Origin of the sequence: Alienimonas chondri (genome assembly GCF_013036045.1) — a bacterium.
Classification (GTDB): domain Bacteria; phylum Planctomycetota; class Planctomycetia; order Planctomycetales; family Planctomycetaceae; genus Alienimonas; species Alienimonas chondri.
In genome coordinates this window covers 24,178-44,312 of record NZ_WTPX01000009.1, presented here as the reverse complement: position 1 = coordinate 44,312, position 20,135 = coordinate 24,178, and the positions used below count along the sequence as shown (strand labels likewise).

Here is a 20,135-nt window from a genome sequence, read left to right as displayed (position 1 = left end):
TCCCCCCGGCGCAGGCGTGTTTTCGTGAAGAAGATTGAGGCGATTATCCGGCACTACAAGCTGGAGGAAGTAAAGGACGCGCTCACCGCCGTGGGCGTACAGGGCATGACGGTCACGGAAGTCAGCGGTTTCGGGCGTCAGAAGGGCCATAAGGAGCAGTACCGCGGAGCGGAGTACACCGTCGACTTTCTTCCGAAGAAGAAGATCGAAGTCGTGGTCGCGGACGATCAGTTCAAGGAAGTCGTGGACACGATTCTCCGCACGGCGCGCACCGGGCAGATCGGGGACGGCAAGATCTTCGTCTACGACGTCGCTGAGATGATCCGCATCCGCACCGGCGAAACGGGCGACACGGCGCTGTGACCGATGCGCCCCCCGCGACGGACGCGACCGCCGAACCGGTCGAGACCGGACCGGGCGCAGACCGCAACGCGGCCGTCGACTCGGCGACGTTGACCCGTCGTGCCGCGGATCGATGGGCGGGCCGTCTGGATCGGGCGCGGGCCGCGCGTGAGGCGGGCGTCGGCGGTTTGAGAGTCGCGGCGATTCTCTCCGCGATCGCCGACGACTGCGTCCGCGACCTGTACGAAGCGGCCCTCTTGGATTTGCCTGAGGACGTTCGCCGGGCGGCGCGGCGGCTGACGTCGGTCGTGGCCACCGGCGGAACGGGGCGAGGCGAGTTGTGCCCGCATTCCGACGTCGATGTGTTGCTGCTCGGCCCCAAGGCGCTGCGGGGGCCAAGGGCCGCCCAATTGCATCGGTCCGTGGTCCGCGGCGTCGTGCAGGGCTCGTGGGACGCCGGATTGCCCTTGGCGCACGCTTCGCACTCCGTTCGCTCCGCGCTGGCCGCCATGCGGGCGGACATCCAAACGGCGACCGCGTTCACGGAAGCTCGCCCGATCTGCGGCGACGCCGATCGCAGCGCCGGATTCATCGCGGCTTCTCGCGGCTGGGTCCGACGCAAGGCGGTTCGCTTCTGCGGCGACGCCCTCCTCGCTCGACAGGCCGAACGGAACGCTCATGGGGAAACGCCGTTCCTGCTGGAACCGGATTTGAAGCGGGCCAGCGGCGGCCTCCGCGACGCTCATCTGTTGCGTTGGGTAGCGGTCGCGGCGTGCGGCACGACCGATCTGGATGAACTGGTCCGCTCGGGCGATCTCACCGCCGCGGACCGCGAGGATTTGGTCGCCGCGATCGACGTCCTGCTGGACGTCCGCTGCGGATTGCACCTCGCCGTCGGACGGGCCCGGGACGTCTTCACGCGGACCGACCAGCTCGAATTGATTCCCGGCCCGGAGGAACGCGGACCGGACGCCCGTCGGGCGGTGGAGACGTTCATGCGTCAGTTCCTCACCCGCACCGGCGGACTCGCGGAGTTGACGGATCGGTTCGTCGCTCGTCATCGCCCGCGACGTTGGCAGACGAAACTGAAGCGGGCGGTGCGACGGCCGCTACGGGGAGCGGAGGATCAGCTCACCGCCGGTCCCAACACGCTTGACCTACCCGCCGCCCGACAGGCGGAGGTCGCGGCGGACCCGGCGCGGACGATGCCGGTGTTCGGAGTCGCGGCCCAAACAGGCTCCCTGCCCTCCCCCGAACTGGCCGATGCGATCCGGGAAGCGGTCCCGCTGTGGCCGGTCGAGGTTCCTCGGACGGTCGCTGCGGAGTTCGACGCCCTGCTCGCCGCCGGCGTGCACACGGCTGCGGCCGTCAGAAGCCTGCACCGCCACGGGGTGTTGGGTTGGTTGCTCCCGCCGATGGAGCAGGTTCGCTGTCTGACGCAGTTCAACCAATATCACACTTACACCGTCGACGAGCACAGTCTGCGGTGCGTCGAAGCGGCCTGCGGCATGCTGATCGACCCTGACGCGGACGGCCGCGTGGGGCACGGCGACGAAGACGACAGCGGTCTTCCTCCCTGGGGCGGATGTGATGCGACGGTCTCCGCGGCCCGGCGGGCGGTGCTCGATTCGGGCCTGTTGACGCTCGCCGTCCTCCTGCACGATTGCGGCAAAGGGGCCGGCCGGGATCATTCCGTCGTGGGGGCGGAACGCGCCTGGGACGTGGCGGAGCGGCTGGGGCTGGAGCCGGAGCGGCGGGATCTCCTGGTCTGGCTCGTCGCCCATCATCTCAAGATGACGCATCTCGTCCTGCGGCGGGATACGGCCGACCCCGCGGTGATCTTCCGGTTCGCCCGGGAAGTCGGCGACGTGCCGAGGCTGAGGATGCTGTACGTCCTGAGCGCCGCGGACCTGCGCGGCGTCGGGCCGGACGCCTGGACCGCATGGAAGGGCGATCTGCTGGCGAGCTTCTACGAAGACGTCCGCCGGGTGCTGGACGGCGGGCGACCGGCGTCGCACGAACATGCCGAGCAGCGCTTGCACGCCGCCGCCGACTCGTTCGCCGATCGTGCCGCGGCGGCCACCGGGTCCGGTCGGATCGACGTGGAGCGAGCCTCGCTCCGGGCTTGGGCCGAGCGCAAATTGCGGCAGTTCTCGCCTCACCTGATCGGACTTCGCGACCCCGACCTGTTGACGGACGACCTGAGGGTCTTGCACGACCTGCCGGCCGGCGGGGCCGCGGCGGATGGTCGGTTCGATCCGCAAACGGGCACGACGGAATACCGGCTTGCCGCGTCGTCCGCCTCGACGGGATTGTTCGCCCGGCTGGCCGGCGTACTGGCCGCCCGCCGGTTGGAGGTGGTGGACGCGGTGGTCGAGACGTTGGAGGACGGCAGCTTGCTGGATCTCTTCCGCGTGCTGGACCGGGACTTCATCCCGCCGATGCCCACTCCGCCGCCGGGGATGGGGGCGACCGCGGTCTCCGTCATCCCGATGGCGGTCCCGGATTGGCGGGTTCAGCAGGTCGCCGACGCTCTGAGGGCCGCCGCCGATTCCGAATTGGGCGACGCCGCCGCCGATGCGGCCGCCTCCCGGGCCAAGGTGCCCGCCGCGATCGCGGCGTCCCGTCCGTTCGGCACCGCCCCCGCCCTGCCCGCCGAGGTGACCGGCGAACCGATCCGCGTGACGGCCGACGTCGATTCCAGCGATACCTGCACGGTCTTCGACGTGTTTGCCACCGATGCTCCGGGGCTGATGTTCGTCCTCGCCTCCGCCATCGCGGAACAGGGGCTGATCGTGCGGCTGGCGAAAATCAGCACGCATTTGGACCAGGTGGTGGACGTGTTCTACGTCACGGACCGGGACGGGGCGAAGGTGGTCGATCCGAAGCGGCTGGAACAGATCCAGGATAGCCTCCTCGCGCGGGTCCGAGCGTTCGAAGGGCAGGACGTACCCCCGGACGCCTGACGATCAGCTGGGCAGATAGCTCTCCAGCAGCGTCACGCCCCCGGCGGCCGGTTCGACCGTGAGCGGTTTGCAGTCCGCCGGAATCAGGACGGTCTTCCCGGTGGGCAGTTCGATCGAATCACGCTCGCAGAGGAGGGTCGCGGAGCCGCTCAGGGTCATGAGCACGCGGAATCGGTCGTCGCTCGGCAGGGGGAACGCGGCGCTCGCCGTGTGGCGATCGATCACGAAATACTCGCCCTCCACGAGCCGTTCGCTCCGTTCAGACAACCCCTTCAGAGGTCGCGGCGAAACCGGGTCGACGGGGCCGCGATTGAAGTCCGTGCAAGCGATCGATTCGTCGAGGTGAATCTGCCGCGGATTCCCCTGCGGATCGCGGTAGCCCCAGTCGTACAGGCGGAAGGTGAGGTCGCTGGATTGCTGGATCTCCGCCAGCACGATCCCCGCTCCAATCGCGTGCACCGTGCCGGCCGGAATGAACACGCAGTCACCCGCCTCCACCTCAAAGCGGTGGAGCAGGTCTTCGACGGAACCCGCCTCGCTGGCGGCGCGGAGGGCGTCGGCGTCGGTCTCCGGTTTCAGACCGGCGTAGAGCGAGGCGCCCCGCTCCGCGTCGACGATCACCCACGCCTCCGTCTTGCCGTTTTCCGACGGGTCATAGGTCTTCGCCTGCTCGTCGTTGGGATGAACCTGCACGCTGAGCGTGTCCGCGGCGTCAAGGAACTTGATCAGCAGCGGAAACTGCGTCCGCGGCGTGCCGTCCGGCAGCGTCGCGTGCCGGCCGAATAGGGCGCGGGGGCGTTCTGCAACGAGACGTCCCAGCGACCATCCCGCGTATTGGCCGGCGGTGACGACGCTCTGATCGTCACCATGGTCGGCGACCTCCCAACTCTCGGCCCAGTCGTCTCCTTCGCCGAGATCCTTGCCCAACAGCGAGCCGAGCTTGGTTCCCCCCCAACGGATCCGTTTGAGAATCGGGGCCGGTTCCAGGGGGCCGGCGGAGGCGGCGGCGTTGCGGTCGGCGTCGGCCATGAGATCTTCATTCTCCAAGATGCGGGGCAGAAGATTGTGACGACGCGCGGGGCTTCGATCACCGTCGCGGGCCGGGCGAATCGAGGTCGCGACTCGAACATGGGTTCCCTCCCCACGGGCCAGCCCCTATATGAGCCGCCCCCGGCTCAGAGCCGCCCCCGCCCGCCCGCGACGCGACCGCATGTTCGACCCCGCTTCGTCCGCCGACCGCCTTCCTCGCACCGTCGACGTCGATCCGACGAAGTCGGTGGAAGTCGAGTTGGCGGTGGGCGACAGCGTGCAGGTGGGTGAAGTGGTCTGCACGGTCGTCGAGATTCTGGACGGGGAGGTCCACCTCCGCGTCGATCCCGCCGAGGGTTCCGAAGAGGCGGCGGAAACCGCCCGCTTCTCCGCCGTCGCCCGCTGATCGCCGTTCGCAGACAGATCGGGATCGAGCGCCGAAAGCGTCGACCGATCACGGGAACTCGGGAAGTTCCTGGAGCGTCACGTCTAGTTTGAGCGGATCCGGCTCGCCGGCCCGCACGATCGTAAGCGTGACCGTCTCGCCCGCTTTGCGACGAGTCAGTACGTCTTGCAGGTCTGACCCGCTGCCGATGTCCCGGCCGTCCACAGCGACGATCAGGTCGCCCGGCAGGGTGCGGTTCTCGCCGAGCCGCGTGCCCAGCACCCCCGCCTGATCCGCCGCGCCGCCGGGGAGCACCCGACCGACCAGCGCCCCCGCGCGCGGGATGCGTCCCAGCCGAACGTCGCGCCGCATTCCGGCGTCCATCACCAGTCCGACGCCGATGCCGATCGGCCGGACTTCCCCCGTGCGGATCAGCTCGGGGACGAACCGGTTGAGGTCGTCCACGGGGACCGCGAAGCCGATCCCCCCGCTGCGGCCGCCGTCGGTGAAGATGGCCGTGTTCATGCCGATCAATCGCCCGGCGGAGTCCAGCAGCGGTCCGCCGGAGTTGCCCACGTTGATGGCGGCGTCCGTCTGGATGGCGCCCGTGATCCGCTGACCCGGTTCGCCGGCGATCGCGCTCTCCCCGGGCAGGCCGGAGGGGATCGCCCTGTCCAGCCCGCTGACCACCCCGGTCGTGAGCGTTTGATCCAGTCCGAACGGACTGCCGATCGCAAACGTCGACTGCCCCACGCGCAGATCGCCGCTCTCTCCGACCGGGATGGGGGTGAGGGCTACGGGCGGGGCGTCGATCTTCAAGACGGCGATATCGCGTCCCGGCAGCGCCCCGACGGGCCGGCCGTTGTAGGTCGTGCCGTCCGCGAGGGTGATCCGCAGATCCTCCGCGTCCGCGATCACGTGTGCGTTCGTGACGACGTGCCCGTCCGCATTCCAAACAAACCCGCTGCCGGAGACCTGACGTTCGCCGATCAACGCCTGCTGGCCGGAAGCGTCGACGCGGTACTCGGGCACCCGGCCGACGAGATGCACAACGCTGGGCGAAACCCGTTCGTAGATCTCCGTCACCGTTTGTTCCGCGGGGGCGAGTTCGCCCCTCGGCGTGATCGGACGCGGCGCCGCGTCCGGGTCGAGGACGCTCCCGCCGCTCAGCAGGCCCAGCCGAAACAGCAGCCCGGCGATGATCACCAGCAGGACGAAAACCAGCCAGGGCGAAACGCCCCGCCCGGTGCGCCGCCGAGGTTCGACCGCTTGCTCCGGCCGCTCCGCGGTCCGTTCGACGAAATGTTCCGCCGCTCTGCCCTGCCCTGGGTAACGGGCCGCTCCCTCGGGCCAATCACCCCGGTCGAGCAGATCCCCGGCGCGGCCGGCGGCGGCGGGTTCTCGAGCGGCGTCGAACTCAGACATCTCGGGCGGCGGGACCGGGGACGGGCGCTCCATTGTGCCCGTGATTCGTCCCCCGCCCATAGCCCGCCGTCAAGATCGCCCGCGGATCCGCGCCGATTCAGACCTCCTCAGTTCAGACGTCCTCGTTTCAGGCCTCGTCGAGGCTCGACAGGATCTGAAGCTTGCCGAGCACCGCACGTGCGGACTCCGCGATGTCTCCCCGGCGAGAGTCCGAGAGATGCCGGAAAGAGTCCATCACTCCTTCGGTGAGCGTTGCGTCGACCCGTTGGAGAGTCTTGGCGAGTCGGGCGGCGTTGGAGTCCGTTTTGTCCTCCGCGTCACTGCCTGATTCGCCCCCCGGCGGCGTCACGGCCCCCGCGGAGAACGGCGCATAGCCGTCGCCGCCGGTCTCGTCCCCGTCTTCGCCGCTCTCGCCGGATGCGGTTTCACGCAGCGCCGCCATCGCGGCGGGCGGTCGGGCGGAATCGGCCCCGTCTTCATCCCAGGGCGGGCGTTCGCCGGCCGGGCCGGCGAACTCGTCCGGGTCGCGAACCGGCACCGGATCGGTCGGCAGACGAATCACCGACGGGTCGCCGGCGAAGTCGTCCGCCGGCCCGCGAGCCGCGGGAGCGGAGAGGTCTTCGCCGTGCAGGGCCCGGCGGTACGCCTTCATCTCCGCGACGGTCGCCTCGTTCTCAGACGCCCATTCCAAGCATTCGGGAGCGTCGTCCCACGTCAGGGCGACGTAGAAGTGCGACCAGCGCGGCCCGCGTTTGGGGGAACCGGGGGCCGCGACGGTTTCGTACTGCTCCCGCACGTCGGCAAAGGTCTCCCAGACCCGACGACGCTGGTACACCTGATCGGCGGACAAACCGACGAGGGCGGCAAAGTCGGCGTCGGTCCGGCCGCGGGCGTACCGTTCGGTCCATTCCGCGGCGCATCGCCCGACGACCCAGTTGCACCGGCTGACGGCGATCTGCGCCGTCTCGACCAGTTGCGATTCGGTTTCGGGGAGACCGTCGGGCGCGACAGTCTGGGAGGCATCGGTGTCGGGAGCGGAGGGGGCGACGACGGCGGTCACGGGGGCGTCCTGCGGCGGTGGCTCTATGGTGAGGGCGGGCGCCCATCCCGGCGACCGCTCGGGGAGCGTAGGTCGTAAGCTGCTTCTTCCGAAACACCGACCTTCGCCCCTACATCCTGCCCAGCCGTCTTGACCATCACGGGCGGTCGATTTAGGATCCGAACCGCGGTCGCCCCAAGCGTGTCCGCGAATTGGAAAAAGCCGTCGTTTTCGTTCAAGCGATCGCGGCGGCGGTTCCGATAGAAGTGGCACAGCCGGTTCGTCCGGCGCCGGTTCATCCGGAACAGTTGACCAAACGGTGGTGTAGCCAAGTGGTCTAAGGCAATGGATTGCAAATCCATCATTCGGCGGTTCGAATCCGCCCACCACCTCTCCGCAGCCGCTCGGGTGATCACTCACCCGGGCGGCTGTTTTCTTTCGCGGTCGAATTCGATTCGCCGGACGTGATCGCGAAATCGAACTCTTCGCAGTTCACTCCGCCGCTTCGCTGTTCGACGGCGCGGGCCCATCGGGGGGCGGCTCGTCTTTCCCGGTCGGTTCCGGTGCGGCGGTTGGTTCGGTGAGGAACGCGGGCGGCGGGGGGGATTGCCCGGCGAGACGCGCTCGGGACCACTCCACCTGAGGAACCAGTTCCGGGACGGTTTCGTATAGTTGGACGACCCCGGTCCACTTCTCGCGGGCTTCTCCGACACGGCCTGCTGCGAAAGCACGCTCGGCGGATCGCAGGCTGTCCGCAACAAATCCCTGTCGGCCGAGGGTGTCGTCGCGGAGTTCCGACTCCAACTCCGCGGCCCGTTGGTCGAGCAGCAACCCGTAATAGCGGGCGTTGTCAGCGCCGATCTCTTCCCGCTTCGTCCAAGCGTTGTCCTTGAGCAGATCACGGAGAACGTTCACTTGGTCGGCAGCGCCCCAGTAATCACCGAAGTCGGCAAGTCGTTCGACCTCCTGGTACTGCCGTTCTAACTCGTTTCGTGGGCTGGCGAAGACGCTGGCGGCTTGGGTGCGAAGCTGTCGACGGAGGATGTCTACTTCGATGCGGTCGATCCACGCCGTGAGTTCCGGGGCGTGTTCGGTCTCTGGAAACCGTTCCAGCAGCGGATCAATGAAGTTTTCGCGAGCGGCTCGCCAGTCGTTGACGTCGTCGGAGGCCATCAGCGCCGCGGCTTGGTCGTACAACTCCTCTTCGCCAGGCGGCCACATCGCCCACGTCGCTCCGCCGGCCATCAGGACCAGCAACAGGCCGAGGAACCATGCTCGCTCGTAGATCGGGACGGCGGGGCCCCTCTTTCGCTTCTTCTTGCGGCCCAGCAGTTTGCGGGCGGCGTCCCTTTGGGTGCGGACCTCGGACACGGTGGCGCCCAGAGCCGTGGACTCCGCGGCGGCGGTACGGCCGATGACGCTGCGGGTGGCTTCCTCTTCGGCCCGTTCCCGGAGCAATTCTCGGACGGCGAGAGCGTCGAACGGGCGATCCGCCGGATCTTTGGCGAGCATCGAGTCGACCAGATCGGCCAGCCAACGCGGACAGTCCGGACTGCGGACCCGCGGGGGCGGCTCCGTCATATGCGAATGCAGCAACTTGGCCGGATTGGTCGCGGAGAACGGCGGTCTGCCGGTCAGCAGTTCGTGCAGCACGCAGCCCAGCGCGTACAGGTCCGTCTTGGGACCGACTTCGAGGGCGGAACTGATTTGCTCCGGGGCCATGTAGGCGTAGGTGCCGACCGTCCGCCCGGCGGCCGTCAGGGCGGTGGCGTTCGCGTCTCGAGCGATGCCGAAGTCGCCCAGCTTGAGGTTCCCTTTCGAGTCGATGAACAGGTTCGCCGGCTTCAGATCGCGGTGGATCACCCCTTGTGCATGAGCGTGATGGAGGGCGTCGGCCGTTTGAGCGGCGAAGTCGACCGCCCGTCGCCAGTCGACCGGGCCGGTCTCGCGCAGTCGATCTTCGACGCTCCCTCCGCTGAGCAACTCCATGGCGTAGAACAGCTTACCGCCGGTCTGCCCGCCGCCGAAGTACCGCACGATGTGCGGGTGACGGAGCTTCTTGAAGATTTCCATCTCGCGGTTGAACCGCTTGCGGACCTTCGGGTCCGCTGCCAGCGATGGGGTGAGCACCTTGACCGCGACCGCCCGGCGATCGCCCTTGGTGTATTTGGCGGCGTAGACCACCCCCATGCCGCCGACGCCCAGTCGGCGTCCCATCGTGAACGGGCCGAGCCGCCTCGTTTTGGTCTGCGAATCGTCCGGATTGGGAACCTCGCCGGTGTTCTCCGCGGTCACGCCCGCCGATCCGCCGGGGATCACGGTCTGTCTGGAGGCTTCGTCGAACGACGGCGCTTGCCGAGTCTTGCCGAGATCCTCCGAAGGCTCCGCCGCGTCGGCCTCTTCGGAGGCCGCGGCATCGACCGTGCGGGGCAGTTCGGCGGGCGGCGTGGGAGCAGTCATGCGGCGGCGGGGTACGGTGGCGGCCCGTGCCCCGGCATGAGGGCGGCCCCCGGCAAGCGGGCGGATGGGCGATCTTCGGCCACGATCAGGTTCGGTTCAACTGCTTTCGGGCCTCGCTCGCCGGACTCAGCGTCGCGGTTCCGGCGCCCGCCACGTCAATCCGCACCCCGCGGCAACCAGGATCGCCACGCCGAGGAACACCGGCCGGTGTCCGATCAGGTCGATCAACGCTCCGACCGGCACGGCGAACAGGAACGGGGCCGCCATGCACAGTTTCAGGGTCGAAACGTACCGCGGGTGATTCTCAGGAGCGGTGAGTTCGAGCGTCCAATTCGTCATCGCCTTGAAGGATACCGGCGTCAGCCCCAACAGAAAGAAGAGGGCCGCCATCGCGGTCGGATCGCTCAATTGCGTCAGGATCAGCGCCGACGGCGGCAGCGTGGCGAGTCCCGCGAGGCACATCCGCACGGCCAGTCGATTGCCGAATCGATCCGCGATCCAGCCGACCGCGACGCTGAACAGCCCCGCCCCGACGTTCTGCGCCGCGACGAACAGAATCAGCGGCAGGTTTCCCGCCCCGTGCCGTTCACGGGCCAGCACGATGTAGTGGGGGAACACAAGTTGAGCGGTGACGAAGAGGCCGGCGACCGCGGCGATTCTGCGGAACCGGCCGTCGGAGCGCAGGACGGCCGCGGCCTCTCGCACCTGACCGCGGACGGAGAACCGTCGTGAGCCACGGTTCCCAGCCCCGTCGTCCGGCGCTTCCCGCACAAACAGCACGAGCGTCGAACTGATCAACATCCCCGCGGCGGTCGCGGCGAAGGGCGCGGCGAAGCTGCCCGGCCCTTCGACTCGCCAGCCGGCCAGGAATCCGTAGGCGACCGTGACCGCGGCGATCGAGCCGAGTACCCCGCCCGCCGCGATCAGCCGGCCCCGCCGATGCGGCGGGATCAGCTTCGCCTGCAAGGTGCTGAATCCAAGCTGGTTCAAGCCGGTCGCCACGAAGAACAGCCCGTAGAGCAGGAGGAACCCCGCAACCGCCGGCGCTCCCGCGAACCGTTCGTCGAGAGCGGCGAGCAGGACCGCGAGTAGTGCGAACGGGGCCGCCATGCCCAACGTCGTCGCCCACACGCTCCACCTTTTCAGCGGCCGATCGCGCAGGCTATCCGCGTACAGCAACGGCGGGACGCTCTGCCCTGCCCGGTTCAACAGCGGCAGGAACCCTTGGACCCACCCCGCTCCCCCAGCCATGGCCAGCGGGGCGGTCAGCGTGTCCAGCAGCGCCGGCATCACGACGCTTTCCGTTTTGAAGATCCAACTGACCCGCAACGCCACGGTGTAGGCGGCGAGCGTCGCGAGGTTGCGACGCTCCGCCGGGGGATCGGCCGGAAGGCCTGTGTCGTCAGATCGATCTGACGATAACGGGGAACCCTCGGCCGCGGATGTTGTGGAGGGCGGAGTTGCGATCACGGAGGGTTCGCCAGCCGATTCATCCCCCGCGAACTCTCCGCGCGCGGCGGTTTCAGCCGTTACATCAGCCAGGTTCGGCACCGCCGGCCCGTGGAGACCGTCGCAGGCGATCGTTCCACATGAGAAACCGTGGGGGCCGGAGCGTTCTGTAGGCGAGGGGACGATCGGAGGAACCGTGGGGTCCGGAGGTTTGGTCGCGGGGAACCCTCGCGCTCGAAGGATTCTGCCTGGCGAGGAAGGATTTGAGGAACCGTAGCGCGTAACGGGGATCGGTCGTCCGGCGGAACCGTCGCGCCCGAAGGATTGCATCGACCGCTCGGTCGAGGTCCGCTGGGGGCGTGACCGACGCCGAACGCCCCGCCGACCCGAACCGTGTCTTCGCGAGTTACGTCGCTGAGGAACTATCGCGCGCGGGCTATCGCGCCTTGTTCGCTGGCGGATGCGTCCGGGATCGCCTGCTCGGCAAGACGCCGAAGGATTACGACGTCGCCACCGACGCCCCCCCGGCCGCCGTCCGCGAAACGTTCGGGAGAAAGCGGACGCTGGCGGTGGGGGAAAGCTTCGGCGTGATCGTCGTGCTGCCAAACCGCCGACGGTTCCCCGGCGCCCAGCAGGTGGAGGTCGCCACGTTCCGGGAGGACGCCGGCTACGCCGACGGGCGCCGCCCCGACGCCGTCCGCTTCAGCACGCCCGAAGCGGATGCGCTGCGGCGGGACTTCACGATCAACGGCCTGTTCGAAGATCCGGCGACGGGGGAGGTGATCGACTTCGTCGGCGGGGTGGCGGATCTGGAAGCAGGCGTGCTGCGAGCGATCGGCGATCCGGCGGACCGGATGGCGGAAGACGCCCTACGCATGCTGCGTTTCGTGCGTTTCGCCACCGTGCTGGAGTTCTGGCCGGACGAGGAGACCTCCGCCGCGGTCCTGGCGGCAGCGGACAACATCACCGCCGTGAGCGGCGAACGCATCGGGCAGGAGATGCGTCGACTGTTGGCGGCGCCGCGACGCGATCAGGGCGTCGCGATGCTGCATGCGGCGGGGCTGTTGGGATACGTCGCCCCCTCCGTTGCGGCCCTGAGTCCGACCGAGCGATCACGGACGCGTCAAGCTCTCCGGTTATTGCCCGGCTGGCAGCCGGGCCCCGTCTCGTTCCCCCTCACGTTGGCGGCGTTGTACGCGCAGGTGGGTTCCGCGGAAGAGGCGGTCCGGGGCTGGCGGCTCTCCAACGACGAGGCGCGTCGATCCGAAGATCTCCTGGCGAATCTCGGCGCCCTTGGCGGCTTCGAAGCGTTGCCCACGCACCGCAAGAAACGACTGCTGGCGGGAGCGTTTGCGAGGGATTTGATCGCTCTCGAACGTGCGATGCGGCGAGCCGACGGGGACGACGGGACCGGCACGGCCACCGCGGACGCGGACGCCGCCGAAACGTTCTTGAACGAAACGCCGGCGGCGGAACTGTCCCCTGCCCCGCTGCTAACCGGCGGAGATCTAATCGCCGCCGGCTGCCAGCCGGGACCGCAGTTCAAACAGATGCTGGACGAGGCATATGACGCCCAGCTCGACGGCACGGTGCGCTCGACCGAAGAAGCGCTCGCCCTCGTGACTCGGTAGCTGGCCGGCGTCAGCGGCGAAGACCGACGCGGAAGAGCCAGGCGTCGTCGAAGTCGGCATCGCCCACGCCGCTTTCGTATTCGACGTCGCGATTGAAGACCCAGCCGGTCTCAGCCAGCAGGCCCATGCCGCCGTTCCGCTTCCATTCGAACCCGGCGAGCAGGCGGAGGTCCGAGAGCGTCGCCACATCATCCGTCGGCACGCCGGGGCGTTCGTGGCGTTCGATCGCCCAACTTCCGCCGCCCAGTTCCCCGGCGATGTATCCGAAGCCGCCGTCGTCCCAACTCGTGCCCCAGAACCGCTGAATGACCTTCGGACGCGGAAGGATGAACTCGAAGGTCGTGCGATCGGTCGGCTTATGGATGACTCCGAACGCCGGCAGCCAGGACAGGTCTTCCCGGTCGAGGTAGACCGCGCCGACGGTGAACTGCGTTCTTGCGGAATACTTGTAGATCCCCAGCAGCCGACCCGGCATGCGGAACGAATCCGAGGAGACGTGGTCGAAATCGGTGTAGATCCCCGGCGAGAGGCCGACCTGGGCGATCCACTGTTCGGAGAGCGGCATCGTCGCGGTGAACTGGGCGCTCAGTCCCCACAACCGCGAAGGCAAATCGGGGCCGGGAGCGGGGAACGCCGAAGTCGACGGGCCGTCCACCAGTAGCAGGTTCAGTCCGGGCGTGACCGTCACGAACGGCGGGACGCCGCGGAGGCCGTGCGTGCTTTGCAGGTCGAGTTCGGAGGTGGACAGGTCGCCCCCCGTCACCTCGGTGCGCTGCCCGTTCATCGAGCGCGGCGTGAGCATCTGGAGCCACGGCGGCTTCCCCGCATCAACCGGGGGCGGCGGGGGCGACGGCCGACCGATCGGGCCGCCGATCGGCCCGGCGGACGGATGCATCAGCGTGGTGGGGATCTCCGCTGGCGGGTGGACGCGGGCGTTCAACGCGGCGGCCAGCGGGCTGCGGGCCCGTAGTTCTTCGGTGGTCAGCTCCGTCGCATCGCACGATTCCCCCCCGGCGCACGTCGCCGCGAGGATCAACACGGCGACGAGGGACTGGTGAGGCATCGTGGGGGCGTAGTCCGATCCGACCTCCCTCGTCAACGGGAATCGCGGGGCCGTTGTCGCGGCAGACCGCTGTGGATACCCTGTTCGGCCCGCGCCTCCGCGCGAGTTTCGCACATCCCCGCGGCCCCGAGCCGCCCCCCGAGAGAACCAAAGACCTGTTATGCCGAAACCCGAGCGGCAAAAAGAGCTGGCCCGCCGCCGGCATCGCAAGATCAAGCTGAAGAAGCTTCGCGTGAAGTACACCGCCGCGGGCAACGCGGAGGAGAAAGACGCCATCTTCGCCAAGGCCCGTCGCATCAGCCCGTTCGTCCCGCGCGAAACGTTCGACGAGCCGCACGTCCCGGTCTCCGCGTAACAACGCCGGTGATCGACGCTCCTTCGGAGCGGACGTTCACAGAAACGACAGCGACCCGGACGCTTGCAGCGTCCGGGTCGCTTCTTTTCATGCGCCGGTAACAAGGACGGGGGGCCGAAGCCCCTCGCTCACGTGGCCTCAGCTCTTCGTTTCGAACTCGGCGTCGATCACGTCTTCGTCATCGGACTGGGCGGTTTCGCCGGCCGATTCGTCGGACTGCTGATCGGCGGCCTCGGCGCTTTGCAGTTGCGAGGCGAACGCCTGCATCGCGGTGTTGAGGTCGTTGATCGCAGATTCGATCGCTCCGACGTCATCCCCCTCCGCGGCGGACTTCACCTTGTCGATCGGGCCCTGCAACGCCGTCTTCGTCGCGTCGTCCAGATTTTCGCCCTGCTCCGTCAGCATCTTCTCGGCTTGGAAGGCGACGGTGTTCGCCTGATTCTTCGCCTCGGCGAGCTTGCGGCGGGACTTGTCGGCGTCGGCGTTCGCCTCGGCTTCCTTGAGCTTCGCCTTGATCTCGTCCTCGGACAGGCCGCCCGATTGCTCGATCTTGACGTTCTGTTCCTTCCCGGTCGCCTTGTCCTTGGCAGACACGTTCAGGATGCCGTTCACGTCGAGGTCGAAGGTGACCTCCACCTGCGGCATGCCGCGCGGCGCCGGCGGGATGCCGTCGAGCGTGAACTGATCCAACAGGCGGTTGTCCTCCGCCATCGGGCGTTCGCCCTGGAAAACACGCACCGTCACGGCCGGCTGGTTGTCGGCCGCGGTGGAGAAGGTCTCCTTCTTCGTGGCGGGGATCGTGGTGTTCCGCTCCACGAGGACCGTCATCACGCCGCCTTCGGTTTCGATACCGAGGGAAAGCGGGGTGACGTCCAGCAGGGTGACGCTCTCCACGTCGCCGGTGAGGATGCCGCCCTGCGTGGCGGCGCCGAGGGCCACGACTTCGTCCGGGTTCACGCCCTTGTTCGGCTCCTTGCCGAACAGGTCTTTGACCAGGGCCGCGACGGCCGGGACACGGGTCGAGCCGCCGACCAGCACGACTTCATCAATGTCGCTCTTGGACAGCCCGGCGTCCTTCAGGGCGTTCTGCACCGGCGTCTTGAGGCGGTCCAGCATCGGGTCGATCAGGCGCTCGAAGTCGGCGCGGGTGATCGTCTGCTGGAGGTGCTTGGCGCCGCTGGCGTCGGCGGTGATGAACGGCAGGTTGATGTCCGTGGAGGAGGCGCTGGACAGCTCCTTCTTGGCCTTCTCCGCCGCTTCTCGCAGGCGTTGCAGGGCCATCGCGTCCTTGCGGAGGTCGATGCCCTCGTTCTTCTGGAAGCCGCCGGCGATGTGGTCGATCAGCAGTTCGTCGAAGTCGTCGCCGCCGAGGTGGGTGTCGCCGTTCGTGGCGAGCACTTCGACCACGTCGTCGCCGACCTCTAACACGGAGACGTCAAACGTGCCGCCGCCGAGGTCGAACACGACGATCTTCTCGTCGGCTTTCTTGTCGAGTCCGTAGGCCAGCGCCGCGGCGGTCGGCTCGTTGATGATGCGGGCCACTTCAAGGCCGGCGAGTTGGCCGGCGTCCTTGGTGGCCTGGCGCTGGGCGTCGTTGAAGTACGCCGGGACGGTGATGACGGCCTTGTTGACCTTGTGGCCGAGGTAGTTCTGGGCCGCTTCCTTCAGCTTACGGAGCACGACCGCGGAGACCTCCGGCGGGGTCATCTCCTTCCCGCCGGCCTTGATCTTCACGTAGTCGTCATCGGCGCCCGTCACCTCGTAGGAGACGGCTTTCTCTTCGGCCTTCACCTCGTTGTGCCGGCGCCCCATGAAGCGCTTGGCCGAATAGATGGTGGACTTGGGGTTGGTGACGGCCTGCCGCTTGGCGGGCTCGCCGACGTAGGTCTCGCCCTTATCTGTGAAGGCGACGACGGAGGGGGTGGTGCGGGCGCCCTCCTGGTTCTCGATGACTTTGGCTTCGCCCCCTTCCAGCACGGCGACGACGGAGTTCGTCGTGCCGAGGTCGATGCCGATAATCTTCTCGCCGGAAACGGCCATACAATACTTTCGTGTGATGATTTCGTGATGGAGATACGCGGCCGGCCGGCGGGCCGAACGGTCGCTTGGGCTATCACAGCAACCGCGGCGCCAAACTGACGATTCGCTTGTAGAAAAGCGTTCGCACGCAGCTATGTGCCGGATTGGCAGTCCGCGACGTTGAGCGGCGCCCCCCGCGGCGGGAGACTGGGGGGATGGAATCGAATGCCCCTTCGCCGAGCGTACTGTCGCGTCTGCTGAACGAATGGTCCCAAACCGCGGACGATGCTTCCGTGGACGCCTTGATCGCGGCGAACGCGGGGCCGCTGCCGGATTCGGTCCTGACCTCGATCGGCCGGGAGTTGCTCGCAGCGCATCGGAACCGCCTCGCCCCCGTCAGGGTCGCGTATCTCGGGCCGGAGCACAGTTTTTCGCATCAGGCGGCCGTGCTGCGGTTCGGGGAGACGACGGATCTCTGCCCCGTCGCGACGATCGGGGCGGTGTTCGAGTCCGTGGCGAAGGGCGAAACGGCTTATGGGCTGGTGCCGGTCGAGAACAGCACGGACGGCCGCGTGGTGGACACCCTCGCCGCGTTCGCCCGGTTCGCTGGGGTTGATGATCACCCCGTCCGAATCTGCGGCGAGGTGCCCCTCCCCATTCACCTGCACCTGATGAGCGCCGGCCCGCGATCGGCCGTGCGGCGGGTGTACTCGAAGCCGCAGGCCCTTTCGCAGTGCCGTGGTTGGCTGGCGGAACATCTGCCGCAAGCCGAGGCGCTGCCGGAGTCCAGCACCGCCGCCGCCGCCGCCCGGGCAAAGACGGAAGCGGGCGCCGCCGCGGTCGGCGGGGAGCGGTTAGCGGTCGAACATGGGCTGACAATTCTCGCTTCGGAGATCGAGGACAACCCCCGCAACGTCACTCGGTTCGCCGTCCTCGGGACCGAGCCGGCGGCCGCCACCGGCGACGACCGCACCGCCTTGCTGCTCCGCATCCCGCACGAGCCGGGATCGCTGGCGGACACGCTCGCCGTCTTCGCCCGGCACGAAGTGAATCTGTCGCTGATCGAATCCTTCCCCCTGCCCGGCGGCGAGCCTGGATACCAGTTCTTCCTCGATTGCGACGGCCACGCCGACGACCCGGCGATCGCCGCCTGCCTGCGTTCGCTGGGACGGGTCGCGAAGTCCGTCACGGTGCTGGGCAGCTATCCTCGGGAGCGGAATTGAACGAGCGGACGCACTGCATCCAAACCGATCTCGATCTGCATGCGAGTTTCGATCTGGCTCCGCTCTGTCGCGAACTAGAAAGGACGGGGCTGGACCTTCTTCACTGCTCGAAGACGGCAGAGAGCCGCTGGGCGGCTGTCTTGGAGCCCGGGAGCGACCCGGATTCGCCGCCGGACATGGACGCCGCTTTTCGCGTGCTGTTGGCCGCCGTCGAGGGACTCTCCCCGGATAGGCGTGCGGAGTGGGACCGTTGCGAGCGCCGCGTCTTCGACCCGGGGTTCGAGTGCTGCGAGGAGCCGTTCTGCTTCCAGCAGACCTTGTCCGCGGAAACGATTCGCCGTGTCGCCGCAGCGGGCGGTGAGATCGAACTCACGCTGTACGCCCACCGTCCGTCCCCCTTCGAAGCGACAGACGACGATCCCGCCCAAGCCGGCGACTGACCGCTGTCGCGCGTTTCGCAATACGCCCCGGTTCGGCATACTCTCGCGCCTCTGTCCGAACATCTGTGGAGAATCGATCGATGCGTCGTCCTTTCGTTGCTGGCAACTGGAAGATGAACACCACCGCAGCCTCCGGCTGTGCGTTGGCCCGCGAAATCGCCGCCGCCGTGCCGACCAGTCGGGACGCTGTCGACGTGCTCGTCGCCCCTCCCCTGCCCTATCTGGATTGCGTCGACGACGAACTGGCGAAGTCCGCCGTGATGCTCGGCGCCCAGAACTGCTACCACGAAAAAGAAGGCGCCTTCACCGGCGAGGTCAGCCCCCAGATGCTGGCGGACCTGGACGTGGACTACGTCATCCTTGGCCATTCGGAACGTCGCCACGTGCTCGGCGAGACCGACGCCGACGTGAACAAGAAGGTCGCGGCCGCGTTGGCCGCGGGGCTGGGAGTGATCCTGTGCGTCGGAGAAACGCTGGAGCAGCGCGAAGCTGGCGAGACCGAAAAGGTGCTGGCTGAACAGCTCTCCGGCGGGCTGGCCGGCCTGACGGCGGAGCAGTTCACCGCCGGCCCCGGGGGCAACGCGGACCTCGTGCTGGCCTACGAGCCGGTTTGGGCGATCGGCACCGGGAAGACGGCGACGCCGGAGATGGCTCAGGAGGCGCACGCCTTTCTGCGGTCGAAGCTCGCCGAGGGTTGGGGCGACGACCTAGCCGCGGAGACCCGCATTCAATACGGTGGGAGCGTCAAGCCGGCGAACGCTGCCGATCTGCTCGCCCAACCCGATGTGGACGGGGCGCTGGTCGGCGGGGCGAGCCTCACGGCGGAGAACTTCCTCCCGATCATCGAAGCGGCCTTCGCCCTCGTTTGATCCGCTTGGTTTGATCCACGTCGGCGCCGCTGGCGTCTGAGTTTCCCCACGACCGCGTTCGTCTGACTGAAAGCCCTCGGGGCCATGGATATCCCCTACGCCGCCCTGATGATGTTCGCCCTCGCCGGGTTGAGCATCGTGCTGATCCTCATCATCCTGCTGCAACGCGGCCGCGGCGGCGGTCTGGCCGGCGCCTTCGGCGGCGCCGGCGGGCAGAGCGCGCTGGGTACCCGGGCCGGCGACGTGTTCACCAAGATCACGATCGGCTTGGCCGTCGCCTGGATCGTGCTGGCCTGCGTGGACATCTACGTCCTCAAGGGAGCGACGGAGAAGTTCGAAGAAGCTCCCAACGCCGGCGCCGCGACCATCTCCCCTGCTGCCCCGGAGGCGGGGACGACCGGCGGGAACGAGATCCCGGTCCTGCCCGCCGACGCTGACGCCGAGACCGACGTGGAAGGCGCGGATCCGGTCGGCGAGGAAGACGACGTCGATCCGTTTGAGGCGACCGAAGGCGACCCCGTCCTCCCGGGCGACGAGTAATCCCGTGCCGCGGAGTATGACCGGGTTCGGCGCGGGCGCCGCGTCGTCGGATGGCACGTCGGTCGCCGTCGAGGTCCGGAGCGTCAACAACCGCTTCCTCAAGATCCAGACCCGCCTGCCGGATGGGTTCTCGGAGATCGAACCGAAGATCGAAGCGGTCGTCCGGGATCGCTTAAATCGCGGCGCCGTGACGGTTTCGGTGCGGGTCGAAACAGCCGGCCGCGCGAGCCGGCTGACGCTCGCCGCGGACGTGCTCGACGGCTACCGGGCGGACGCGGAGGCGTATGCCGTCAAAGCCGGGCTGGCCGCTCCGACCGATCTCTCCGCCTACCTCCGCTTGCCCGGCGTGGTGCGTGAGGAAGCCGCGGCTCCCGGCGATCCGGCCGCGGATGCGAAGCTGGCGCTGCACGCCACGAAGGACGCGTTGAACGCCCTCAACGACTTCCGTGCCCGCGAAGGCGAGGCGATGGCGGAAGAGCTGCGCTCGCAGATCGCAACGCTCCGCAATCACCTCGGCGCGGTCGAAGAGCGCGCCCCCGGACTGGCGGAGGAGTTCCGCTCGAAGCTGCACGGCCGGGTCAGCGCCCTGCTCGCCCAGGCCGGCGCCGAGGTGAGTCCCGCGGATCTCACTCGCGAGGTGATCGTCTACGCCGACAAGGCGGACGTGACGGAGGAGATCGTCCGGTTACGCACCCACTTGGACGCCTTTGAGGCGGCGCTCGCGGGGGACGACGGCGTCGACTCGCCCGGCCGAACGCTCGATTTCCTCACGCAGGAGATCAATCGGGAGATCAATACCGTCGGATCCAAAGCGAACGACGCGGATCTGGCCGGCGCCGTCGTGGGGATGAAGGGCGCGGTCGAAAAGCTGCGGGAAATCCTGCAGAATCTGGAGTAGAT

Annotated in this window: 17 protein-coding genes and 1 tRNA gene; 11 read left to right on the top strand and 7 right to left on the bottom strand. The window is 68.1% G+C overall.

Going from position 1 to position 20,135, the window contains the following annotated elements; all coding sequences use genetic code 11:
• The first annotated feature begins 24 nt into the window (after window positions 1-24).
• Together LzC2_RS02715 and LzC2_RS02710 are read left to right on the top strand one after the other, a co-directional pair.
• Window positions 25-363: a P-II family nitrogen regulator gene (locus LzC2_RS02715; RefSeq protein WP_171183483.1), complete on the top strand. Its 339-nt coding sequence runs from the start codon at window positions 25-27 to the stop codon at window positions 361-363.
• On the top strand, window positions 360-3,308 hold the full coding sequence (locus LzC2_RS02710; protein ID WP_171183481.1) for a [protein-PII] uridylyltransferase family protein: 2,949 nt from the start codon (window positions 360-362) through the stop codon (window positions 3,306-3,308). Before LzC2_RS02715 ends, LzC2_RS02710 begins: the two co-directional genes overlap by 4 nt.
• A 3-nt stretch (window positions 3,309-3,311) precedes the next feature.
• Here the strand turns inward: LzC2_RS02710 and LzC2_RS02705 are convergent, their stop codons facing one another.
• Window positions 3,312-4,337 carry a type I phosphomannose isomerase catalytic subunit gene (locus LzC2_RS02705; RefSeq protein ID WP_171183479.1) on the bottom strand — a complete coding sequence of 342 codons (1,026 nt, stop codon included), beginning with the start codon at window positions 4,335-4,337 and terminating at the stop codon, window positions 3,312-3,314.
• A 181-nt stretch (window positions 4,338-4,518) separates the two neighbouring features.
• On the opposite strand from LzC2_RS02705, the gene LzC2_RS02700 reads away from it, so the two are divergent.
• Complete coding sequence (locus tag LzC2_RS02700; protein ID WP_171183477.1) at window positions 4,519-4,743, top strand: hypothetical protein; 225 nt, start codon at window positions 4,519-4,521, stop codon at window positions 4,741-4,743.
• Window positions 4,744-4,791: 48 nt separating this feature from the next.
• Here the strand turns inward: LzC2_RS02700 and LzC2_RS02695 are convergent, their stop codons facing one another.
• Window positions 4,792-6,147: a S1C family serine protease gene (locus LzC2_RS02695; RefSeq protein ID WP_171183475.1), complete on the bottom strand. Its 1,356-nt coding sequence runs from the start codon at window positions 6,145-6,147 to the stop codon at window positions 4,792-4,794.
• A 127-nt stretch (window positions 6,148-6,274) separates the two neighbouring features.
• A complete protein-coding gene (locus tag LzC2_RS02690; RefSeq protein WP_171183473.1) occupies window positions 6,275-7,207 on the bottom strand; it encodes an ICP22 family protein in 933 nt (310 codons plus the stop codon).
• A 297-nt stretch (window positions 7,208-7,504) separates the two neighbouring features.
• Here LzC2_RS02690 and LzC2_RS02685 point away from each other — a divergent pair.
• Window positions 7,505-7,578: transfer RNA gene (locus tag LzC2_RS02685), tRNA-Cys, on the top strand.
• 100 nt (window positions 7,579-7,678) lie between these two features.
• Here the strand turns inward: LzC2_RS02685 and LzC2_RS02680 are convergent.
• Both LzC2_RS02680 and LzC2_RS22730 read right to left on the bottom strand, forming a co-directional pair.
• Entirely contained in the window at window positions 7,679-9,646 is a 1,968-nt protein-coding gene (locus LzC2_RS02680) for a serine/threonine-protein kinase (RefSeq protein ID WP_171183471.1), read from the bottom strand.
• Between the two features lie 126 nt (window positions 9,647-9,772).
• Window positions 9,773-11,116, bottom strand: a complete 1,344-nt coding sequence (locus LzC2_RS22730) for an MFS transporter (protein ID WP_171183468.1) — start codon at window positions 11,114-11,116, stop codon at window positions 9,773-9,775.
• Window positions 11,117-11,454: 338 nt separating this feature from the next.
• Between LzC2_RS22730 and LzC2_RS02670 the strand changes: the two genes are divergently transcribed.
• Window positions 11,455-12,726, top strand: a complete 1,272-nt coding sequence (locus LzC2_RS02670; protein WP_171183466.1) for a CCA tRNA nucleotidyltransferase — start codon at window positions 11,455-11,457, stop codon at window positions 12,724-12,726.
• A 10-nt stretch (window positions 12,727-12,736) separates the two neighbouring features.
• Here the strand turns inward: LzC2_RS02670 and LzC2_RS02665 are convergent, their stop codons facing one another.
• Window positions 12,737-13,789, bottom strand: a complete 1,053-nt coding sequence (locus LzC2_RS02665) for a DUF6268 family outer membrane beta-barrel protein (RefSeq protein WP_171183464.1) — start codon at window positions 13,787-13,789, stop codon at window positions 12,737-12,739.
• A gap of 160 nt (window positions 13,790-13,949) precedes the next feature.
• Here LzC2_RS02665 and LzC2_RS02660 point away from each other — a divergent pair, with 160 nt between their 5' ends.
• Complete coding sequence (locus tag LzC2_RS02660) at window positions 13,950-14,144, top strand: DUF6800 family protein (RefSeq protein WP_171183462.1); 195 nt, start codon at window positions 13,950-13,952, stop codon at window positions 14,142-14,144.
• 138 nt (window positions 14,145-14,282) lie between these two features.
• Here LzC2_RS02660 and dnaK read toward each other — a convergent pair whose 3' ends face one another.
• Window positions 14,283-16,184 (bottom strand): molecular chaperone DnaK, encoded by a 1,902-nt coding sequence (gene dnaK / locus LzC2_RS02655; protein WP_171183460.1) that lies wholly within the window; start codon window positions 16,182-16,184, stop codon window positions 14,283-14,285.
• 272 nt (window positions 16,185-16,456) lie between these two features.
• Here dnaK and pheA point away from each other — a divergent pair, with 272 nt between their 5' ends.
• The 5 genes from pheA (at window position 16,457) to LzC2_RS02630 (ending at window position 20,133) form a co-directional block, all read left to right on the top strand.
• Window positions 16,457-17,386 (top strand): prephenate dehydratase, encoded by a 930-nt coding sequence (gene pheA, locus LzC2_RS02650; RefSeq protein WP_171183458.1) that lies wholly within the window; start codon window positions 16,457-16,459, stop codon window positions 17,384-17,386.
• Between the two features lie 176 nt (window positions 17,387-17,562).
• Window positions 17,563-17,826, top strand: coding sequence for a hypothetical protein (locus LzC2_RS02645; protein ID WP_171183456.1), 264 nt, complete (start codon window positions 17,563-17,565; stop codon window positions 17,824-17,826).
• Between the two features lie 80 nt (window positions 17,827-17,906).
• Window positions 17,907-18,695 (top strand): triose-phosphate isomerase, encoded by a 789-nt coding sequence (tpiA, locus tag LzC2_RS02640; protein WP_171183454.1) that lies wholly within the window; start codon window positions 17,907-17,909, stop codon window positions 18,693-18,695.
• 84 nt (window positions 18,696-18,779) lie between these two features.
• Window positions 18,780-19,235, top strand: coding sequence for a preprotein translocase subunit SecG (secG, locus tag LzC2_RS02635; protein WP_171183452.1), 456 nt, complete (start codon window positions 18,780-18,782; stop codon window positions 19,233-19,235).
• A gap of 16 nt (window positions 19,236-19,251) precedes the next feature.
• Window positions 19,252-20,133, top strand: coding sequence for a YicC/YloC family endoribonuclease (locus tag LzC2_RS02630; RefSeq protein ID WP_171183450.1), 882 nt, complete (start codon window positions 19,252-19,254; stop codon window positions 20,131-20,133).
• The last annotated feature ends 2 nt before the right edge of the window (window positions 20,134-20,135 follow it).

Excerpts from the sequence above, each read along its gene's own strand:
- LzC2_RS02705 (WP_171183479.1), bottom strand. The coding sequence starts at position 4,337 with ATGGCCGACGCCGACCGCAACGCCGCCGCCTCCGCCGGCCCCCTGGAA.
- LzC2_RS02700 (WP_171183477.1), top strand. The coding sequence starts at position 4,519 with ATGTTCGACCCCGCTTCGTCCGCCGACCGCCTTCCTCGCACCGTCGAC.
- LzC2_RS02695 (WP_171183475.1), bottom strand. The coding sequence starts at position 6,147 with ATGTCTGAGTTCGACGCCGCTCGAGAACCCGCCGCCGCCGGCCGCGCC.
- LzC2_RS02680 (WP_171183471.1), bottom strand. The coding sequence starts at position 9,646 with ATGACTGCTCCCACGCCGCCCGCCGAACTGCCCCGCACGGTCGATGCC.
- LzC2_RS02665 (WP_171183464.1), bottom strand. The coding sequence starts at position 13,789 with ATGCCTCACCAGTCCCTCGTCGCCGTGTTGATCCTCGCGGCGACGTGC.
- LzC2_RS02660 (WP_171183462.1), top strand. The coding sequence starts at position 13,950 with ATGCCGAAACCCGAGCGGCAAAAAGAGCTGGCCCGCCGCCGGCATCGC.
- dnaK (WP_171183460.1), bottom strand. The coding sequence starts at position 16,184 with ATGGCCGTTTCCGGCGAGAAGATTATCGGCATCGACCTCGGCACGACG.
- LzC2_RS02645 (WP_171183456.1), top strand. The coding sequence starts at position 17,563 with ATGGACGCCGCTTTTCGCGTGCTGTTGGCCGCCGTCGAGGGACTCTCC.
- tpiA (WP_171183454.1), top strand. The coding sequence starts at position 17,907 with ATGCGTCGTCCTTTCGTTGCTGGCAACTGGAAGATGAACACCACCGCA.
- secG (WP_171183452.1), top strand. The coding sequence starts at position 18,780 with ATGGATATCCCCTACGCCGCCCTGATGATGTTCGCCCTCGCCGGGTTG.
- LzC2_RS02630 (WP_171183450.1), top strand. The coding sequence starts at position 19,252 with ATGACCGGGTTCGGCGCGGGCGCCGCGTCGTCGGATGGCACGTCGGTC.